This is a genomic window from Paenibacillus sp. FSL R5-0486 (assembly GCF_037975155.1).
Lineage (GTDB): Bacteria > Bacillota > Bacilli > Paenibacillales > Paenibacillaceae > Paenibacillus > Paenibacillus amylolyticus.
The window spans coordinates 2,462,184-2,481,595 of the sequence record NZ_CP150237.1; the positions used below are offsets into that span (position 1 = coordinate 2,462,184).

The window sequence follows — 19,412 nt, forward strand, 5'->3', positions numbered from 1 at the left end:
TGCTGTTCTAACAGCATCTTTTTTTGTTGTATAAACCAGTTTAAACACTGAAAATATTTTACAAAAATCGGAATTTCGACAGAGGGGTTTGGAGATTGCCAGCGAATGTTATTTATTGAAAGTATTATCCAGATAACCGCGAATCAAGAACAATTATGTAAGCGCTTAACAATATGACTGGAAGGGGGTGAGGCTTCTTGTATCAAGGGATGCATTGATTCGTCTGGCACGCCATCATCAGCACGATGAGACAGCGGGGATAGACCGAAATGCAGTAACGAAGTAGAAGAGGAGGATAAGTTGATATGAGAACGTTTATGGGGAAATTGCGAATGATGAGCCTGACGGTTGCTGTAGTAACCGCCTCACTGGGAGGACTTGCTGGAACAACAGCGGCGGCACCAAGTGAAGCCTATGAGTGGAAAAATGTGGTGACGGGTGCAGGAGGCGGGTTTGTACCGGGCATTATTTTCAACGAGTCGGAAAAGGATCTGATCTATGCCCGTACAGATATCGGGGGAGCCTATCGCTGGAATGCGGCAGACGAGAGGTGGATACCCTTAACGGATTTTGTCGGCTGGGATGACTGGAACAAGAATGGTGTGGACGCACTGGCTACGGACCCGGTTGATCCCGATCGGGTGTATATGGCAGTTGGGACGTATACGAATTCGTGGGACCAAAATAATGGCTCCATCTTGCGCTCTACGGACCGGGGAGATACATGGCAAACCACAACACTTCCGTTCAAAGTGGGCGGCAACATGCCGGGACGTTCAATGGGAGAACGCCTGACCGTGGACCCAAATGATAACAGTATTCTGTATTTCGGTGCACGAAGTGGTCATGGGCTATGGAAAAGTACCGATTACGGTGTGACCTGGAACGAAGTCACAAGCTTCCCGAATCCGGGAAATTATGTGCAAGATCCTTCGAATGAATATACCAGTGACATCGTGGGTCTGGCATGGATTACATTTGACAAAACAACAGGTTCGGCAGGGCAAGCAACCCAGACAATCTATGTGGGTGTTGCGGATAAAGATCAAAGCGTATATCGCAGCACAAATGGCGGCCTGACCTGGTCAGCTGTTGCTGGTCAACCTACAGGTTATATTCCGCATCATGGTGTGTTTGATTCAGACGGAAGCCTCTATATTACGTACAGCGATGGTGTTGGACCCTATGATGGGGCAAAAGGTGACGTGTGGAAACTGAATACGTCTACAGGTGTCTGGACCAACATCAGCCCTGTTCCAAGCAGTAGCACGGATAATTATTTTGGATATGGCGGATTGGCTGTTGATGCACAGAATCCCGGTACATTGATGGTTGCGACATTAAATTCCTGGTGGCCGGATGCCACCTTGTTCCGGAGTACAGATGGCGGAGCGACATGGACACGCATATGGGAATTTGAAGGATATCCGAACCGGAAGTTACGTTATACACAGGATATTTCGGCAGCGCCATGGCTCACATTTGGCACCAATCCTGCCCCACCCGAAACAACCCCAAAACTGGGCTGGATGATCGGTGATCTGGAGATTGATCCGTTTGATTCGGATCGCATGATGTATGGAACGGGTGCTACGATCTATGGAACGAAGAACCTGACAGACTGGGATGATGATGAAAAAATCAATATTTCAGTGATGGCGAAGGGGGTTGAGGAGATTGCCGTGCTGGATCTGGTCAGCCCGCCAAGTGGTGCACATTTGATAAGCGGATTGGGAGATGTCTCCGGATTCCGTCATAACAATCTGGACCAGGCTCCAGCTACCATATTTACGAGCCCGAACTATCCTTCCACAGAAAGTCTGGATTTTGCAGAGTTAAGTCCAAATACGATGGTTCGCGTAGGTAAAGCAGATTATGCTGCTGATCCCAATGCAAAATCCATTGGTTTGTCCAGTGACGGAGGTACTACGTGGTATAAGGCCAATGCAGAACCTGCCGGCACAACCGGAGGAGGGACCGTAGCCATCTCTGCGAATGGTAACCGACTCGTATGGAGCACATCAGATAAAGGCGTACATTATTCGACTGGCGGCAATTCATGGACGGCAAGTACGGGCATACCTGCACAGGCAAAAGTGATTTCGGATCGTGTCAATCCAAACAAATTTTATGGATTTGCAGCGGGTAAAATCTATGTGAGTGTGAATGGTGGTGCTACTTTCACGGCATCATCTGCGACCGGACTTCCAATGGAAGGAAATGCCGATCTGGATGCCGTTCCAGGTGTTGAAGGCGAACTCTGGTTTGCAGGTGGTAGTGAGGAAGAAGGTCCTTACGGATTATGGCATTCCACGGATTCAGGAGCGACATTCACGAAGCTTGCCAATGTAGAGGAAGCAGACAGTATCGGATTTGGTAAAGCGGCCCCTGGGCAGAGCGTTGTTGCGTTATACACGGTTGCACAGATCGATGGAACACGTGGATTCTTCCGCTCCGATGACGGTGGTGCCAATTGGGTTCGTATCAATGATGATCAGCATCAGTATGCTCGTGTAACCACAATTACGGGTGATCCGCGTTTGTATGGAAGAGTATATCTCGGAACAAATGGCCGCGGAATTTTGTATGCTGACCGTGTTGGAGGTAACAATGGAGGAGGAGACGGCGGGGGTACACCAGTGACCAACTCTGCGATTACACCGGTTACAGCCGAATTTGATCGCAAAGCAGGCAATCAGATTAATATTCCAGTCACGTTAACACTTAACGGGAATACACTTGCATCCATTCGCAACGGGAATGCAACGCTGGTTTCAGGTACAGATTACACGTTGACAGGCAATGAGGTCGTATTAAGTAAAAACTACTTGGCTTCACTGCCCAATGGCGCAGCGACGCTAACCTTTCAATTCAGCGCAGGTGCTCCTGCGACCTTGAATCTGCTCATTAAAGACACGACAGCTGCACCTGTTGGAACCATACGCATTGAGATGTTTAACAGCAACACTTCAGAGACGGGCAGCTCGATTAGTCCCAAATTCAAACTGACAAACACAGGTACTACAGCCTTGAATCTGTCTGATGTGAAAATCAGATACTATTACACGATAAACGGTGAACAGCCTCAGAACTTCTTCGCTGACTGGGCGACTGCTGGCAGTACGAATGTAACAGGCACGTTCAGTGCACTCAATCCGGTTCGGACAGGTGCTGACCACGTGCTTGAGATTGGATTCACAGCTTCCGCTGGAACTCTGAATGCAGGACAAAGCACAGAAATCCATACGCGCATCTCCAAGAACAATTGGACCAACTATACGCAAACGGATGATTATTCTTTTGCAGGTAGCCAGACTTCCTATACGGACTGGTTCAAAGTCACTGGTTATATCGCGGGAAGTCTCCAATGGGGAATTGAACCATAAGTGAGTGATTTAACGAAATAAAGGATTGAAATAAGGGTCCTGATTCGCCAGATGATCAAATGGCGAGTCGGGGCTTCTTATTTTGTCGAAATATAGTGTAAACTATAGATAGTTACCATTGCTTAAAGGATCGTTTTAGGATATAAAAAGATGTACAATTAATTTAGAATTAATGTAACCGCTAACACTGGAAAGTGTTTATAACCGATATATAATAGTTGGTATAGCCTGTACAGATATAGAGGAAAGATTAGACAAGGGGGTCGCGATCATGAACCGGTTGTGCAAGGTGCTGATTGTTGACGATGAGTTTCTGGTAAGACAGGGCATAAAGCACCATATGAACTGGGAAGCGGAAGGATTTATCATTGTGGGTGAAGCTTCCAACGGTGAAGAAGGATTACAGCAGGTGAACCTGTTAAAACCGGATATTGTGATCACCGACATTGTCATGCCTGTCATGGATGGGGAAACGTTTGTCCGTACACTAAAAGCCAGTAATCCGCAGATTGAAGTTATTGTACTTAGCAGCTTCAGTGAATTCGAGTATGTACGTTCAACGCTTCAGCACGGGGCAGCCGATTATATACTGAAACCCAAGCTGGATACGAATGAATTATTGCAAGTCCTTCAACGCACAGCGGGTAAAATTCCGGAATTACAGTTCGAGCCGTCGCACGATGGCTGGAGACTTGGGCAACTGATGGAGAAGATGCTGTCCGGATTTACACTGGATGAAGATAGCGAAATGCCGATCATTCGAGATACCTTTCCGTATGAATCCTTTCGCTTGCTTGTGTATAAACCCGTGGGTGCTGGAGGGAATCCACTGAAGATGGATCAGGAGCAGATTGAGTCCAAGCTCCGCTGTGATCTGCCTGAAGTAGAATGTGCAATGGTTCCCGCAGAGGGTACATTACCTGTGATGCTTCTTAATGTCGATCCTGCGAGAGATGAATGGATGCTTGAACGGATCAGACAGTTGGCCAGTGAAAATGCAACAGGAGAAGACAGTCCTGGTTGGGTGCTTAGTGAAAGCTTTACTTCATTTGAACAGATGGGTGTTGTTTACCGGGAACGCCTGATTAAGCTGATTGAATATCGTTTCTATTATAAGGATCGACCAATTCTGGTGTATGGTGAACTGCCTCCAATGCATTCCGCAGGTTACCAGTTTAATGTGAATATGTTTTTGCAGCATGTGAAGCGTAACCGGGTCGAAGCGGCAAGGGAGTATTTACAGGATCATGCAAAAACACTTGGACGGGATTATATTGCCGATGTTTTTGAAATCAAATCATTTCTCGGTAACTTGATATTTAACGTGACCATTACCCTCGCGGATATGGATGTCCAGTCTGCCGGGCTGGAAGAGAGCAAATATACTTATTTTAAAAATGTGGACGGCGCTTCGAGTCTGGACGAAGTCATGACCGTGCTTGATCAATTCATGACGGAAGTTCAGGAGTGCACCGTTGGTGCGGGTGGAAAACGAAGTGATCCCAACATGAAGATGTTGCTGGATTACATGCATGAGCACTTTGATCAGCCGCTCGGGCTTGCTGAAGTAGCCAAGCACTTTCATTTTAATCCATCGTATTTATCCAGTTATTTCTCATCTCACAAAAAAGAAGGATTTAATGAATACTTGAATAAAATTCGGATTGAAAAAGCCGAGGAACTGCTCCGATCCGATGATGTAACGATCTCTGAGATTAGCAGTATGGTAGGTTATTCCGATCATAGTTACTTTTGCAAAGTGTTCAAAAAATTCACCGGATTATCACCAAGCCGATACCGGCGCAAATTCTGGGCATAAAGTCAGAAGGATAAGATCATGAAGAAATGGATGAACCAATTATCTCGTCTCGGATTGTTTCCTAAGTTGTTTCTGGTTATGGTGGTCAGTATTGTCCTCGTTTCTGTACTCATCTTATGGACGACCATTCACATGTCAACCAATCTGTTTACTGAGACGTTCAGTATCACAAACTCCAAGGTGCTTAATCAGATCAAAACAAATTTTGAATCCTTTAATGAGGCCATTGCTGCCGTATCGAATAATGTGACGCAGAGTGGATCGATCCGAGGATTCCTGTCCGAAGGAGATGCCGATTCCCTCACGATGGCCAAATCCTTCTATAATATGAGGGAAACGATGGATCGAATTCAATCCATCACAGAATCCTACGAAGTTGGGATAACAATTATCGGGATTAATGGACGGAGCTATTCCACGAATCGTGCTCACCTTCAGTTGTCCGTGGATGAATTGAAGCAGGAGCCAATTACGATGGAAGCCGCTGAGACGCCGAGTCGTCTTATCTTTGATGTTTACCAAAACGAGGCAACGCTCGGGAGTCAGCAGATGATCTCTGCGACGAAAGCGTTGACGGACCGAACACGCAGCCGGATATACGGTACGCTCTATGTCACGATGAGAGAAGACATATTCCGGCAATTTTACAGCAGCTTTACAAGTCGTGGCAATGATGTGGTCATTATGAATGAAAAAGGTGAGATTGTATCATCGAATCGTGAAGACTGGATCGGAACAACTCAGCTGGATTTGCTATCGTATGCCCGGGATATGAACAACAACTCTCCGAGAAGTATTAATGCTCGTGTGATGGATCAGGATAGCGTTGTGTTATCCGAGTATTTACCGTTCTATCGGTTTTATATTGTCAATGTAGTGGATAAGGATCTGGCGATGGGTCAACTTATCGACATGAAGACGGTTGCCCTGATCTGTGCAGCTATCGTTGTGGGGGCACTCATCCTTGTGTTTCTCATCACCAGCCAGATTACCAAGTCACTGCGCAGACTTGTGAAGCAGATGTCCAACATTACAAAAAGTGATCTGGACAACTATATTCCGGTGAGCGGAAGCTACGAGAGCAGGCAGCTTGGTCATGCTTACAATTACATGCTTGATGAACTGCATGATTATGTGGATCAGTTAGTACAGACACAACATGAACAACGGAACGCAGAGCTTGCGGCATTACAGAGTCAGATTAATCCTCACTTCTTGTACAATACACTTGCATCTGTCAAAGTTCTGGTGCAACAAGGCAACAAAGACAGGGCTGCGGAGACCATTAATGCATTAATTGGATTGTTGCAAAATACGATTAGTGATGTGAGTCAGACGGTTACCGTGGAACAAGAAGTCGAGAATTTGAAAAATTATGTCTTCATTAATCACGTCAGATATGGTGGCCGGATTAAAGCAGCTTTCTACGTGGCTCCGGATTGTACACACTATCATGTACCCAAACTGGTGATCCAGCCGTTTATCGAGAATGCATTTTTCCATGGATTCATCAAGAAAGAAACGGGTACGATTCATGTCATGGTTTCCAGAGCGGGAGAATCGCTCATCTGTGAGATTATGGACAATGGGGATGGAATTGAAGGGCTTGTCATGGGAGAAACGTTGCCCAATCCAAAGAACAATCGTCAACTATTCAGTGGGATCGGTATTCGCAATGTACATGACCGTATTGAGTTATTATATGGTTCACCTTATGGTGTCACCATTATGAGTACGGTTGGGGAAGGAACGAGAGTCACCGTTACACTACCTTTAATCACGAGTTGAATCGAAACCCGATTCCATTGAATACACTTATAATCGAGATCCCTCGCTTCTGTTATATACAGAGTCGGGGGATTTTACGTGTCAGAGGTAAAGCGGGTGAAATCATCTTTGTACTATTTCAAGATCAAGAAATTACAAAATCAAAAGAAATTACAAAAAACCAAATTTAATGCAAACGGTTTCTGTAAAGGTTTTCATTGTGGCAATAAGATGACAAATCCGTACAAAATTATTACTAACGAATGGAGATATGGGAATGATAAGATGAATACATCGAAAGCAACCGCTTTCAGAAAACGCAAACAAATTACACACAAAGAGGTCGAAGGGGAGTTGAATGTTTTGAAAAAAATGTGGGTATTGATGCTCGTTACAGTACTGCTGTTGTCCGCATGTTCATCCGGTGGCGGAGGTAAATCCGCTAGTGGTGGTGACGAAAAAACAAACGAAATCACGGTCTGGGCTTGGGACAAAGCTTTTAACGTAGCTGCAATGGAAACAGCAAAAGAAGCATATCAAAAAGCAAATCCTGATGTGAAAATTAACATCATTGAATACGCTCAAGCTGATATCATTCAGAAACTGAACACAGGTCTTAACTCCGGAACTGCCAGTGGTCTTCCAAACGTAGTTCTGATTGAAGACTATCGTTCACAAAGCTTCCTGAATGCATATCCTGATGCGTTCAAAGATCTGTCTTCCAGTATCACGGCTTCCGATTTTGCAGATTACAAACTCGGACCAACAGCGTTTGATGGCAAACAATACGGAGTACCATTTGACTCCGGCGTTGCTGGTTTGTACTACAGAACAGATCTGCTGGAGCAAGCGGGCTACAAAGCAGCTGACCTGCAAGACATCACTTGGGATGACTACATCCAAATTGGTAAAGACGTAAAAGCTAAAACAGGTAAAGAGCTTCTTTCTCTTGACCCGAATGACCTTGGTTTGATTCGTATGATGATCCAAACTGCAGGTAAATGGTATTCCGCAGAAGATGGTAAAACACCTGACATTGCTAATAATGCTGCTCTGAAAGAAGCGTTTATTACTTACAAAGCAATGATGGATGCGAACATTGTTAAATTGCACTCTGACTGGAGTCAATTCGTTGCCAACGCAAATAACGGTAGCGTAGCAACAATTCCTACAGGTAACTGGTTCTCACCATCTGTACGTCAAGAAGCTTCCCAATCCGGTAAATGGGCTGTAGCTCCAATACCGAAAATGGCTGGTCAAGCAAACTCTGTTCACGCATCCAACTTGGGTGGTAGCTCTTGGTATGTTATGAACAACGTTCCTGGTGCAGATCAAGCAGCTGATTTTGTAGCAAAAACATTTGGTTCTGACAAACAATTGTATCAAGATCTGTTGAACAACATCGGCGCAATTGGTACGTACAAACCAGCAGTTGATGGTGACGCGTATGCCAAAGCAGACGAGTACTTCGGCGGACAAAAAATCTTCACAGACTTTGCAAATTGGACGAAAGAAATTCCAAGCGTAAACTATGGTATCAACACATATGCCATTGAAGATATTCTCGTTGTAGAAATGCAAGCATTCCTGAACGGTAAATCAATCGATGACGTTCTGGCTGATGCACAAAAACAAGCTGAAGCACAATTAAACTAAGATACCCAAGGTAACTTATAGAACCCTAGGAAACATCGGAGCCGTCTCCCACGTCCGGCGCAAGTCGAACCGGATATGGCGAGAGGCTCCGTGGGTTCTACCCATGTTCCATGGAGAGAGAGGAGCCATACTGTGAAAGCCATGAATACAGGAGACAGTCTCCAAAAGAAAAATAATTTGACTGGATGGGCTTTTGTTTTGCTGGCTGTTGTCGGGATTGTTGCATTTTACTTCTACCCGATGATTCAAGCGCTGCTCTTATCGTTCAAGTCTGGTGTAGGAGCCAATCTTGAATTTTCGGGCCTTTCTAACTACAAAAGATTGTTAGTTGATACAACATTCCGTACAGCATTATCGAATACTTTTATCTACTTGATTATTCAAGTGCCTGTAATGATTATTCTTGGTTTGTTTATTTCCGTATTGCTGAATGACAGCACACTACGTTTCCGGAGCTTCTTCCGTACAGCGATTTTCTTGCCTTGTGTAACTTCATTGGTAGCGTACTCTGTTGTATTCAAATATTTGTTCGCACCAGATGGAATGGTGAATCAATTCCTGATGGGCTTGCACATTATTGGCGATCCAATTCAATGGATCACAGACCCGTTCTGGGCTAAAATTACGATCATAATCGCCGTTACTTGGCGTTGGACAGGATATAACATGATTTTCTATCTGTCATCCCTGCAAAACATCGATCAATCGATCTATGAAGCTGCAAGAATTGACGGAGCGAATGCTTTTACACAATTCTTCAAAATCACTGTACCTTTGCTTAAACCGATTATCCTCTTCACGTCCATCACATCAACGATTGGTACATTGCAAATCTTCGATGAGATCATGAATATTACCAAAGGTGGTCCAGGTAATGCGACCATGTCGATTTCACAATACATCTACAACCTTTCGTTCAAATATTCACCGGACTTCGGTTATGCAGCAACAGTGTCGTATTCCATCGTAATCTTGATTATTGTATTGTCCATCATCCAGTTTAAAGTGGCAGGTGATAATAAAAATGGCTAAAGCTAAAGCAAAACGGATTTTCACGTATGTGTTCCTATCCATCGTCGCCTTTGTATCCATTTTCCCTTTCTTCTGGATGCTGGTCAGTTCAACGAATGCATCTGTCGATGTAACGAAAGGCAGATTGTTACCGGGTTCAGCTTTCATTGATAACTTCAACAAACTGATCGATTCGACAAATCTGGTACAGGCTCTCGGAAACTCGGCGATTATCTCTGTGGTCTCCACTCTCTTGGCACTGTTTATTGGTTCCATGGCAGGTTATGGTTTCGAGGTATATCGCACGAAGTCTCGTGACATTGTGTTTAATATCCTGTTGTTATCCATGATGATCCCGTTTGCAGCGATCATGGTACCACTGTATCGTATGTTTGCAACAATCTCTGGAGTTGCACCGGTTATCGGTATTAACACGATGGCAGCAGTGATCTTGCCAACCATCGCAACAGCGTTCCTGATCTTTTTCTTCCGTCAGAACACCAAAATGTTCCCGAAAGATTTGCTGGAAGCTGGACGTATTGATGGTTTGAGTGAACTCGGCATCTTCTTGAAGATCTATATGCCAACCATGAAAACAACATATGCAGCGGCAGCAATCATTACATTCATGAGTAGCTGGAACAACTATCTGTGGCCACTCATTGTATTGCAAACACCTGACCAACAAACGATTCCACTGTTGATCTCAAATCTGGGTGCTGGTTATTCTCCGGATTACGGAGTAATCATGACAGCAATCGTGATTGCAACACTGCCTACAGCAATCGTTTTCTTCATCATGCAGAAACATTTTGTTGCAGGTATGGTAGGTTCCGTGAAGTAATGAAAACAGCATAATCCGTGCAAATGACGGATGCAGGAAAGAAGAGAGGGCGCTGTTATGGCGTACCTCTGTCTTTTTTGTTTATGTAAAGCAAAAGGAAATCCAGCGTAAACCTTGAATAAGTCAAAAAACTATAACGTTTTAAAGGGAGAGAGAGCCGATGAAAGCTACAAAGGCAGATATCAACTGGTTGGGGGACGTAAGTGTATTTGAGGTAAACCGTCTTCATGCCTATTCCGATCACCGTTACTACCAAACAATGGACGAGGCTGTAGGTTCAGGCGCGATGTCCATGCGTTATGATCTGAATGGTACGTGGAAATTCAACTATGCGATTCGTCCAGACAGCCGTTCTGAGTTTTTCTATACATCCGATTTTTCCAGTGAAGGCTGGGATGATATTGAAGTTCCGGGGCATATCCAGCTACAGGGATACGGACAGATTCAATATGTTAATACACAATATCCATGGGATGGTCTGAACGAAATTCGTCCGCCGGCATTACCACAGGATAAAAATCCGGTTGGAAGTTACATTCGCACATTCCACCTGCCGACAGGTTGGGAGTCGAATCCGGTATATATTTCTTTTCAAGGTGTAGAGTCTGCATTCTATGTATGGCTTAATGGACAATTTGTAGGATACGGGGAAGACAGCTTCACGCCATCTGATTTTGACCTGACGCCATTCCTTCAGGATGGAGAGAACAAACTCGCAGTTGAGGTGTATCAACGCAGCACAGGCAGCTGGCTGGAAGATCAGGATTTCTGGCGTTTCTCCGGTATTTTCAGAGATGTGTATCTGTATACCGTCCCAACTGCACACGTTCGTGATGTTCATGTTCGCACAGATCTGGACAAGTCCTATACCAACGGTACATTGCAACTAGATTTGAAACTGGAAGGAAAAGCGGTTGCTGGAGCGCGAGTAGAGGCTGAACTTCGTGATCGTGAAGGCAATACCGTTAAAACGTTTGAATCCAAAGTTAACGATGGACAAGTAAGTCTTCGTGAAGATATCGGTACAGTGAACCTGTGGAGCGCAGAGATTCCATACTTGTACCGTCTCTATATTCGTGTATATGATGCTGCGGGTGCACTGGTTGAGGTTGTTCCTCAAGCTGTTGGTTTCCGTACATTTGAAATGATTGATAAAGTGATGCACATCAACGGTAAACGTATCGTATTCAAAGGTGTGAATCGTCATGAGTTCAACCCGCGTCGTGGACGTGCGGTTACGAAGGAAGACATGCTGTGGGATGTTCGTACCATCAAACAGAACAACATGAATGCCGTACGTACGTCACACTATCCAAACCAAAGTCTTTGGTATGAGTTGTGTGATGAATACGGACTTTATGTTATTGACGAGATGAACCTGGAGACACACGGATCTTGGCAGAAACTTGGTGCCGTTGAGCCTTCATGGGTTATTCCAGGTGACAAACCGGAATGGCATGATATCGTTATGGACCGCGCTGTATCCATGGTGGAGCGTGACAAAAACCATCCGTCCATTCTGATCTGGTCTTGTGGTAATGAATCACATGGTGGTGAAGTCATCTACAAAGTATCCCAATACTTCAAATCGGCTGATCCAACACGTCTGGTACATTACGAAGGTGTATTCCATGATCGCCGTTTCGATGAAACAAGTGATATGGAGACTCGCATGTATGCCAAACCGGCGGACATTGAGGAATTCCTGAATGCAAACCCAACCAAGCCGTATATCAGCTGTGAGTACATGCATGCCATGGGTAACTCTATTGGCGGTATGCACAAATATACGGAGTTGGAAGACAAATATCCGATGTATCAAGGTGGATTCATCTGGGATTACATCGACCAATCCATTTATAAAAAAGATCGTTACGGCAAAGAATTCCTCGCTTATGGCGGAGATTTTGGTGATCGTCCATCAGACTATTCGTTCTGTGGCAACGGTATTGTCCATGCTGACCGTAAAGTAACTGCGAAAATGCAGGAGGTTAAATTCCTTTACCAGAACATCAAGCTGTTCCCGGATCGTGAAGGCGTTAAAATTGTGAACGGTAATCTGTTCGCAGATACATCTGCGCTGGAACTGGTATACAGCCTGGAGCACGAGGGACATGAAGTGCTTCGTGGAACACTGGAAGTGAACGTGGATGCCCAAAGCGAGACGGTAGTAAAACTTCCGCTTGGTGCAGAAGCTCTGGCGGGCGGCGAGTACGCTGTGAACACTGCACTTGTGTTGAAAGCTGCTACAACGTGGGCTGACAAAGGCGAAGAAGTGGCATTTGGACAGTTTATTTTCACACAGGATCAGGTCAATGATGCAGTTGAAGTCGACTTGAATCTTGTAAGTGATGTACAAGTTATCGAAGGTGACGTTAACATCGGTGTTCGTGCTGGCAAGACACACGCGCTATTCTCCAAACAGTTTGGGACACTGGTTTCCCTGAAATTGTCCGGTCGTGAGACGATTGCTGTACCACCTGCACCGCTCTTCTGGCGTGCAATGACGGATAATGACAAAGGTATGGCGATGGGCTTCGAACTGGGTGCCTGGTATGCAGCGAGTCTGATGCCACGTTCTGTAGAGTGGAAAGCGGAACAGAAACCGGATCAATACCGGATCGAGTTCACGTACAAGCTCAACATTTCGGAGGATGTACAAGTGAAAGTGGTATATACCGTTCATGCAGATGGAAGCGTGCGTGTGCATAATGCGTACAAAGGTACAGCTGGATTGCCGAACTTGCCAATTCATGCATTGTCCTTCAGAACATCACCTGACTTCGAAAACGTGGAATGGCTTGCGATGGGACCCGAAGAAAATTATGCAGACCGCGCATTTGGCGCACGTCTGGGTATCCATGGCAGCAAGGTAGCTGATACTATGGCTCCGTATCTGGTACCACAGGAATCAGGCAACCGTACGGGCGTACGTTGGGCCAAATTGACAGACAACGCGGGACGTGGCTTCAAAATTGAAGCATCCGGAACTCCAGTCGAGTTGAATGTCTCACCATATACGGCATTTGAGCTGGAGAACGCACAACATGCGTACGAATTGCCTCCTGTACACTATACGGTCGTGACTGTAGCGGGTAAACAAATGGGTGTTGGCGGTGATGACAGCTGGGGTGCACCGGTTCATCCGGAATACCTGATCCCTTCAGACGGCGAACTGACATTTGAATTTGTCATTCGAGCACTGTAAGTAAAAGGATCGTACAGAATAAAGAATGTATTCTATAAAGAACAGAGGTCTTCGCTATCGGAGGCCTCTGTTTTGTTATGTCAACGAACAGCTTGAGAAGCATTGTATGAAACCGTTCTCTCTCCAACCTCGTAATGTACGAGACAGGAAACATAAGAGGGGGGTTCAAGATGAGTAAAAAAGCAAAGACTGGTATATGGGTGACGGTGTTGGTCTTCTTGGGCATCATAGTTGGATGTTTCATATGGTATTTCAATACCGCTTCAGGTGAACGTGCACTCAAAACAATGAGGTCCAATAACTCGGGTGGCCTGGAGAGGGTTGTTAAAGTGTACAGCAATAATGGTGAATTGATTCAGACCTATGATGGCAAAATTGACGTGGAAGATACGGAATACGGGAATAAAGTATTATTTGATCTCAATGGGAAACGTGTTGTGATCTATAATGCAACGATTGTTGTTGAAGAGAAGTAAGCGTAATTTGCCAGTCTTGACGAAGCGCTGGTTTGGAATTTGTAATGACACCTTATCTCTTATATGGTAAAATTAAGGAAATGATATAAGGGTCGGGTGAGATTTTTATGGTGGATATGTACCTCATAATCCTAGTTGATATCTTGGGAATGATCCTGTTCTATAGCTTGATCGCTTATTTCTTGATTCGTTTCATTTCGAAAAAAGCTTTCAAGCTGACGTTAACCAAATATGAAATGATGGAGATTATGACTTGGCTCGCCGTGCTGTTTATTACCTTCATGATGATTAAGAATGGTTCAATAAATCTTCTCTTGCCGGTTGTTGCACTCATCATTCCATTGATCAATTTACGACTTTCCAATCGAAAACATCGAGAGCTGAACTCGTAAGGTCTTGCTACGTTGGGGTAAGGCACAAGAAGGATGAACATAGGAAAGGTTGACGGAGGTTACATCACTAATCAACCTTTTCTAGTTGTATGATTATGAATGGTGAAAATGAACGGGAGGATTTCAATAATGATCTTCGGAAAATCAACGGATACTTCAGGTGTAACGCAGGTTGCCAATCTTTCGGATGAGTTGCAGTCTGTTTTTGATCAAGCAGAAAGCAAATATCAAGTAGTTGATATTGAACTATTCTTTGTCTTCAGGTGCCTTCCTGAGGAATACGAGAGAAGGTCCACGGTCAGGCATGTGAAGAAGGAGAATGTCATCTATTTTGATCTGGTGGTCAGCGAGGATCGGTATAAGACATTAAGCAAAAGCAAACAACGGTATGTCTTAAGCCATGAGTTTTATGCTTTTTTAAGTGAAAAGATCCAGAAATACAAGATTGAACATTTAAAAGTGATTGAGTTTATCGCAGATATGGGCATGTGGCTGAGGGAGATCGGATGGTTGCAGACCGAAGAGCAAGCCGACATAAGTGAATTTGAAGAAAAGTATAACTAGCAAAATAAATGAAAACATAAACAACAAAAAGAAGCCCTCTTTCGAGAGCTTCTTTTTCATGGGAGAGGAGAAACCGGACGAAGAGCTTATGGGGAAACGTAAGTCTTCTCCGCGGTTGTCTACGACACTTGTGATGTCGATAATTATAGAATCGCCCGATTGTTTCCTTTTTATACATATGCGTCAACAATTCGTCAACAATTTTCCAAGGGAAATGAAGACCGCACATTTTTCAAACTGAACCCGAGTGTGGTACGATAGTCGTATCAATAAACTTACATAGAGAAAAGGTGACTCGTCAAGTGAGAGTGGTATCTGGGAGTGCAAAAGGCAGGCCGCTGAAGGCTGTTCCTGGCACGGGTACGCGGCCGACCACCGACAAGGTGAAGGAAGCGTTATTTAGCATGGTTGGTCCTTATTTTGAGGGCGGCACAGCATTGGATCTGTTTGCAGGCAGTGGAGGTCTCGGTATTGAGGCGCTGAGCCGCGGCATGGACAAGGCTGTTTTTGTTGATTTGGAATCGAAAAGTATTGAAGTTATCCGCATGAATCTGAAGGCGACCAAGCTGGAAGACCAGGCGGCCGTATATCGTAATGATGCAGGTCGGGCATTGAAGGCACTCGCCAAACGAGGCACAACATTTGATCTGGTGTTTCTCGACCCGCCATATCGCATGAAGAACGGGCACGAGTTGATGTTAACCATGCACGAACTGGAACTTCTGGAACCCGAAGCAACCATCGTGCTTGAATATGAATCCAAACATGATTACCCTGAGCAATTCGGCCCGTTTGAACAAACGCGCAAGGCTTTGTATGGGGAGACGGCAGTATCCATCTATTATTATGCGCCAGAAGCAGTTGAAGATGGAGAATCCATTACACCGGAAGAGGAGGCTCCTCATGACTGAAATGATACATCGACAGGAACGGATCGCCGTATATCCTGGAAGTTTTGATCCCGTAACGATGGGGCATCTGGATATTATCGCCAGAGCGTCGAAGCAATTTGATCGCGTCATTGTGGCTGTGTTGAACAATATGAGCAAAAATCCGCTGTTTACGGTGGAGGAACGCAAGGAACTGATTACGGAAGTAACCCGCCATCTACCGAATGTCGAAGTGGACAGTTTCCGCGATCTGACAGCCAATTACGTCCGGCAAAAGGAAGCTCAGGTCATCGTTCGTGGTATACGCTCGGTAACTGATTTTGAATACGAGTTGCAATTGGCGTCGACCAATAGCAAGTTGAACCCGGATGCGGAAACCATATTTATGATGACAAATCCGAAGTATTCCTATTTAAGTTCCAGCATCGTCAAAGAAATCGCTCATTATCATGGAGATGTTACAGATCTTGTCTCACCTGAAGTGGAAGCTGCGCTCCGTCAGAAAATCAGCGAGAAAACCGGCGGTTAAACCAGAAGGTAAGACCTGATAGACTAATCATGACTGCAAGAAGTAACGCAAGTCCCATGCATGCAGCAGGGAAGATGCTCCAAATGGTGTTGATCGTGTATGTGTTACCTGGACTATGTATGAGTAGCCAACCAAATGGTGTCGAGAGGTCTTGCTCTGCATTCGTCTGTAATGTGGTCCAGACTTCTGTGCTATAACGGCTGAACGGCATCCATAGGAACAGACTGATGAAAAAGGCGATTAATCCATGAGTCAGACGAACTCCGGCAAAGTACAACATCGATTTGCTGCCCGGACCAGTTGTTTTCAAGACAGCAGAGACTTGCAGATGGGAGCATAAACCACCCCATCCCAGAACGGCTGCAAGTAGAGACATGAGCAGCATGGGTGTTAATGAAGTCTGGCTCAAATGATAGGTGCCGAGGTGAAGCTCGAAGAAGGCTGGCCACAGCGCAGCAGAGGACCCAGGAGTTAGATAAAGGGAGACCAACCGGATAAATACGGCAAAACCGATCATGTATCCCCCAGTCATCATTAAGGTCTGCACAGCTTGGGATACAGTGTCACCTAACAGTTTGCCAAATCCTCTTCCATCACGACTATGGGCTTCTCTGGCTGCAATCATCATATCAGACCATATACTGCGTCGTTTGTTCGTAGCATGGTGGGGGGCAGATGAGCGACTTGTGGAACTTGCAGGACTTGCAGGCTGAGAATCAAGAGAGTTCTTATCTGCTTGTAAGGCTGTCGAGCCAACCCTGTCTTTCTGTTTACCCGGTGCTGGCAGGAGACGTGTGGCAAGAATGGCAGCAATCCAGCCGCTGATCCAGTGGACCACGAGTAGAAAATATCCGGCCGCTGGCTGGTGGAGAAAAGCAGCACCAACGACCAGTATGATCATCATTGGATTGGCAAAATGAGATGCCGCCGCAAGGACAACCGCCTGCTTGGCGGTAATTTGTCTATCCTGAAATAAACGGGATACCGCATCTGCTCCTGCGGGGAATCCGCCGCACATGCCAACGGCAATTGCCAGACCTGCGTTGCCTGGGAGTCTAAACCAGCGTTGCATTAACGGTCCGAGCAAGGCGCCGATCGCGTGGGTGAAGCCAAACGCAGTGAGCATTTGGGATAACATGAGGAACGGGAGCATGGCAGGGAAGATGATTTTCCACCATATATCCAGACCTTGAATAGAGGCATCAAACGCTTCTTTGGGGGAAGCAACTACTGCAATGACCAACATTAAAGCGCCGGTACTTAGAATTATCGTTCGTAACGGGCCAGAATCTCTAACCTCGCTCTGTAATGTCATCGTTTCACCTCATATCAGATAACGCCGATTCGGCATCTGAATCGTTATGGACGGCCGAATGACGCCCGAAGGGCGGTTCGGCCTTGACCGGACAGGCTATTGTATACAGCGGCCTATCCGGCCTGTACCATTGTATGCACAAGGACCAGAGTGTTAGACTTGAAAAAAATGATTAAACAAGATGGAATTACGATTGCTGATTAGTGTAGAGTTCAGCTTATATAGAGATACAAAGAACGGAGGCTCATGCGATGAATCGGATTCGGAAATCTGGCGGATTCAGAGCTTCGATCTTTGTGATCGTGGTGGCTCTGGTCGTCTATGTTGCCGTGTACATGCCAACGCCGTATATCATATATATGCCTGGCAGTGCAGATGAAGTAAAACCAATGGTAACCGTTAAGGGTGGAGACCAGGAAGAACGCGGTGTGTTCATGATGACAACTGTGTCGGCAACATATGCCAATGTGTTTTTGCTAGGAACCTCTCTGTTCAATAAAAATGCTCAAGTGGATAAAAAGGAAGACCGACTGCGCGGCAAAAGCGAAGCGGAATACTCTGCCGAACAGGTGTGGTTCATGAGTGACTCACAATCCTCCGCAATGGAGGCTGCATATGAGCAGGCTGGTGTGACTTACTCTATTGTACCTGAACATATCTTTGTATTTGGACTGTCCGAAGATCCAAAACCGGAAGGAGACATTGCTCCGGGAGATATCATTCTGGGAGTGAACGGAACAGCTACGCCGGATAATACGGTGCTTTCTGCCCAGTTAAAAGATAAAAAGGTCGGAGATACGGTTGAAATGCAACTGGAACGTGGAGGAGAGACCATTAGCCGGGACGTGAAACTGATTCAGGTAAAAGACAATAAAACAGGTGAAATCCGCCCGGGACTTGGAGTAATGATTGGTACGGTTCAGAAGGTGAAAGCTGAAGAGCCGGACAAACAGATCTCCTTTACCGACACTCAGGTTGGTGGTCCGTCTGCCGGTTTGATGTTTACGTTGGAGATCTATAACCAGTTAACACCTGGAGATCTGACCAAGGGGCATCGAATTGCGGGTACAGGTACCATTACCAAGGAGGGTGTGGTGGGTGCCATTGGTGGTGTAGTACACAAGATTGTAGCCGCTGATCGAAAAGAAGCGGAGATCTTCTTTGTACCGAAGGATAACTATAAGGAAGCAGCAGCCAAGGCTGAACAGATCGGCACCAAAATGAAACTTGTGCCTGTGAGCACGGTGGATGATGCGCTGGCTTATTTGAAAACTTTGTCCGTGAAATCATAGGTTATAATCGGGCCGGAAGAGATCGAGCCAACGTTGAACCGGATGGATAAAGAACGGATAAAATCGGAAAAATTGATTACAGTGGAAGAAATGTGATCAAGAGATTTGAGAAGATCAACAGACTCACTAGACCCAAAGGGGTAGAGATACCCAAAAGATTTAAGAGAAAAAGATTTAAGAGAACAAGAGAAGTGAATAAGGAAATCCCCTTGTTGCGAGGTGCCTGAGCGGCGCGCAGCAAGGGGATTTTTAATTGTATATTT

Annotated in this window: 14 protein-coding genes; 13 read left to right on the top strand and 1 reads right to left on the bottom strand. The window is 45.4% G+C overall.

The features are described 5' to 3' along the window. Positions 1–335 precede the first annotated feature (335 nt). From MKY01_RS11100 to coaD, 12 genes are all read left to right on the top strand, one after another. Positions 336–3,386 carry a X2-like carbohydrate binding domain-containing protein gene (locus MKY01_RS11100; RefSeq protein ID WP_315373153.1) on the top strand — a complete coding sequence of 1,017 codons (3,051 nt, stop codon included), beginning with the start codon at positions 336–338 and terminating at the stop codon, positions 3,384–3,386. A gap of 271 nt (positions 3,387–3,657) precedes the next feature. After that, the gene (locus tag MKY01_RS11105; RefSeq protein WP_127543821.1) at positions 3,658–5,205 is read left to right on the top strand and encodes a response regulator transcription factor; all 1,548 of its coding nucleotides are present in this window, start codon (positions 3,658–3,660) and stop codon (positions 5,203–5,205) included. Positions 5,206–5,223: 18 nt separating this feature from the next. After that, the gene (locus MKY01_RS11110; protein WP_036670305.1) at positions 5,224–6,993 is read left to right on the top strand and encodes a sensor histidine kinase; all 1,770 of its coding nucleotides are present in this window, start codon (positions 5,224–5,226) and stop codon (positions 6,991–6,993) included. A 351-nt stretch (positions 6,994–7,344) separates the two neighbouring features. Then, positions 7,345–8,628 carry an extracellular solute-binding protein gene (locus MKY01_RS11115; RefSeq protein ID WP_235193818.1) on the top strand — a complete coding sequence of 428 codons (1,284 nt, stop codon included), beginning with the start codon at positions 7,345–7,347 and terminating at the stop codon, positions 8,626–8,628. Between the two features lie 141 nt (positions 8,629–8,769). Then, positions 8,770–9,660, top strand: coding sequence for a sugar ABC transporter permease (locus MKY01_RS11120; RefSeq protein WP_036610887.1), 891 nt, complete (start codon positions 8,770–8,772; stop codon positions 9,658–9,660). Next, positions 9,653–10,483, top strand: a complete 831-nt coding sequence (locus MKY01_RS11125; protein ID WP_036609483.1) for a carbohydrate ABC transporter permease — start codon at positions 9,653–9,655, stop codon at positions 10,481–10,483. Before MKY01_RS11120 ends, MKY01_RS11125 begins: the two co-directional genes overlap by 8 nt. A 160-nt stretch (positions 10,484–10,643) precedes the next feature. Beyond that, positions 10,644–13,691 (top strand): glycoside hydrolase family 2 TIM barrel-domain containing protein, encoded by a 3,048-nt coding sequence (locus MKY01_RS11130; protein ID WP_339286417.1) that lies wholly within the window; start codon positions 10,644–10,646, stop codon positions 13,689–13,691. A gap of 170 nt (positions 13,692–13,861) precedes the next feature. Then, positions 13,862–14,167, top strand: a complete 306-nt coding sequence (locus tag MKY01_RS11135; RefSeq protein ID WP_017689244.1) for a hypothetical protein — start codon at positions 13,862–13,864, stop codon at positions 14,165–14,167. Positions 14,168–14,274: 107 nt separating this feature from the next. Continuing rightward, a complete protein-coding gene (locus MKY01_RS11140; RefSeq protein WP_339286418.1) occupies positions 14,275–14,559 on the top strand; it encodes a hypothetical protein in 285 nt (94 codons plus the stop codon). A 129-nt stretch (positions 14,560–14,688) separates the two neighbouring features. Next, positions 14,689–15,123 carry a hypothetical protein gene (locus MKY01_RS11145; RefSeq protein ID WP_339286419.1) on the top strand — a complete coding sequence of 145 codons (435 nt, stop codon included), beginning with the start codon at positions 14,689–14,691 and terminating at the stop codon, positions 15,121–15,123. A gap of 302 nt (positions 15,124–15,425) precedes the next feature. Further along, positions 15,426–16,034, top strand: a complete 609-nt coding sequence (gene rsmD / locus MKY01_RS11150; RefSeq protein WP_036609474.1) for a 16S rRNA (guanine(966)-N(2))-methyltransferase RsmD — start codon at positions 15,426–15,428, stop codon at positions 16,032–16,034. A gap of 1 nt (position 16,035) precedes the next feature. Beyond that, positions 16,036–16,542 (top strand): pantetheine-phosphate adenylyltransferase, encoded by a 507-nt coding sequence (gene coaD, locus MKY01_RS11155; protein WP_085981453.1) that lies wholly within the window; start codon positions 16,036–16,038, stop codon positions 16,540–16,542. On the opposite strand, the gene MKY01_RS11160 is transcribed toward coaD, so the two are convergent. Continuing rightward, a complete protein-coding gene (locus MKY01_RS11160; protein ID WP_339286420.1) occupies positions 16,520–17,857 on the bottom strand; it encodes a nucleoside recognition domain-containing protein in 1,338 nt (445 codons plus the stop codon). The genes coaD and MKY01_RS11160 overlap by 23 nt on opposite strands. 251 nt (positions 17,858–18,108) lie before the next feature. Between MKY01_RS11160 and MKY01_RS11165 the strand changes: the two genes are divergently transcribed. After that, the gene (locus tag MKY01_RS11165; protein ID WP_339286421.1) at positions 18,109–19,149 is read left to right on the top strand and encodes a SepM family pheromone-processing serine protease; all 1,041 of its coding nucleotides are present in this window, start codon (positions 18,109–18,111) and stop codon (positions 19,147–19,149) included. Positions 19,150–19,412 lie beyond the last annotated feature (263 nt).

Excerpts from the sequence above, each read along its gene's own strand:
- MKY01_RS11120 (WP_036610887.1), top strand. The coding sequence starts at position 8,770 with ATGAATACAGGAGACAGTCTCCAAAAGAAAAATAATTTGACTGGATGG.
- MKY01_RS11145 (WP_339286419.1), top strand. The coding sequence starts at position 14,689 with ATGATCTTCGGAAAATCAACGGATACTTCAGGTGTAACGCAGGTTGCC.
- MKY01_RS11135 (WP_017689244.1), top strand. The coding sequence starts at position 13,862 with ATGAGTAAAAAAGCAAAGACTGGTATATGGGTGACGGTGTTGGTCTTC.
- coaD (WP_085981453.1), top strand. The coding sequence starts at position 16,036 with ATGATACATCGACAGGAACGGATCGCCGTATATCCTGGAAGTTTTGAT.
- MKY01_RS11160 (WP_339286420.1), bottom strand. The coding sequence starts at position 17,857 with ATGACATTACAGAGCGAGGTTAGAGATTCTGGCCCGTTACGAACGATA.
- MKY01_RS11165 (WP_339286421.1), top strand. The coding sequence starts at position 18,109 with ATGAATCGGATTCGGAAATCTGGCGGATTCAGAGCTTCGATCTTTGTG.
- MKY01_RS11105 (WP_127543821.1), top strand. The coding sequence starts at position 3,658 with ATGAACCGGTTGTGCAAGGTGCTGATTGTTGACGATGAGTTTCTGGTA.
- MKY01_RS11115 (WP_235193818.1), top strand. The coding sequence starts at position 7,345 with ATGTGGGTATTGATGCTCGTTACAGTACTGCTGTTGTCCGCATGTTCA.
- MKY01_RS11140 (WP_339286418.1), top strand. The coding sequence starts at position 14,275 with ATGGTGGATATGTACCTCATAATCCTAGTTGATATCTTGGGAATGATC.
- MKY01_RS11130 (WP_339286417.1), top strand. The coding sequence starts at position 10,644 with ATGAAAGCTACAAAGGCAGATATCAACTGGTTGGGGGACGTAAGTGTA.
- MKY01_RS11100 (WP_315373153.1), top strand. The coding sequence starts at position 336 with ATGAGCCTGACGGTTGCTGTAGTAACCGCCTCACTGGGAGGACTTGCT.
- MKY01_RS11110 (WP_036670305.1), top strand. The coding sequence starts at position 5,224 with ATGAAGAAATGGATGAACCAATTATCTCGTCTCGGATTGTTTCCTAAG.
- MKY01_RS11125 (WP_036609483.1), top strand. The coding sequence starts at position 9,653 with ATGGCTAAAGCTAAAGCAAAACGGATTTTCACGTATGTGTTCCTATCC.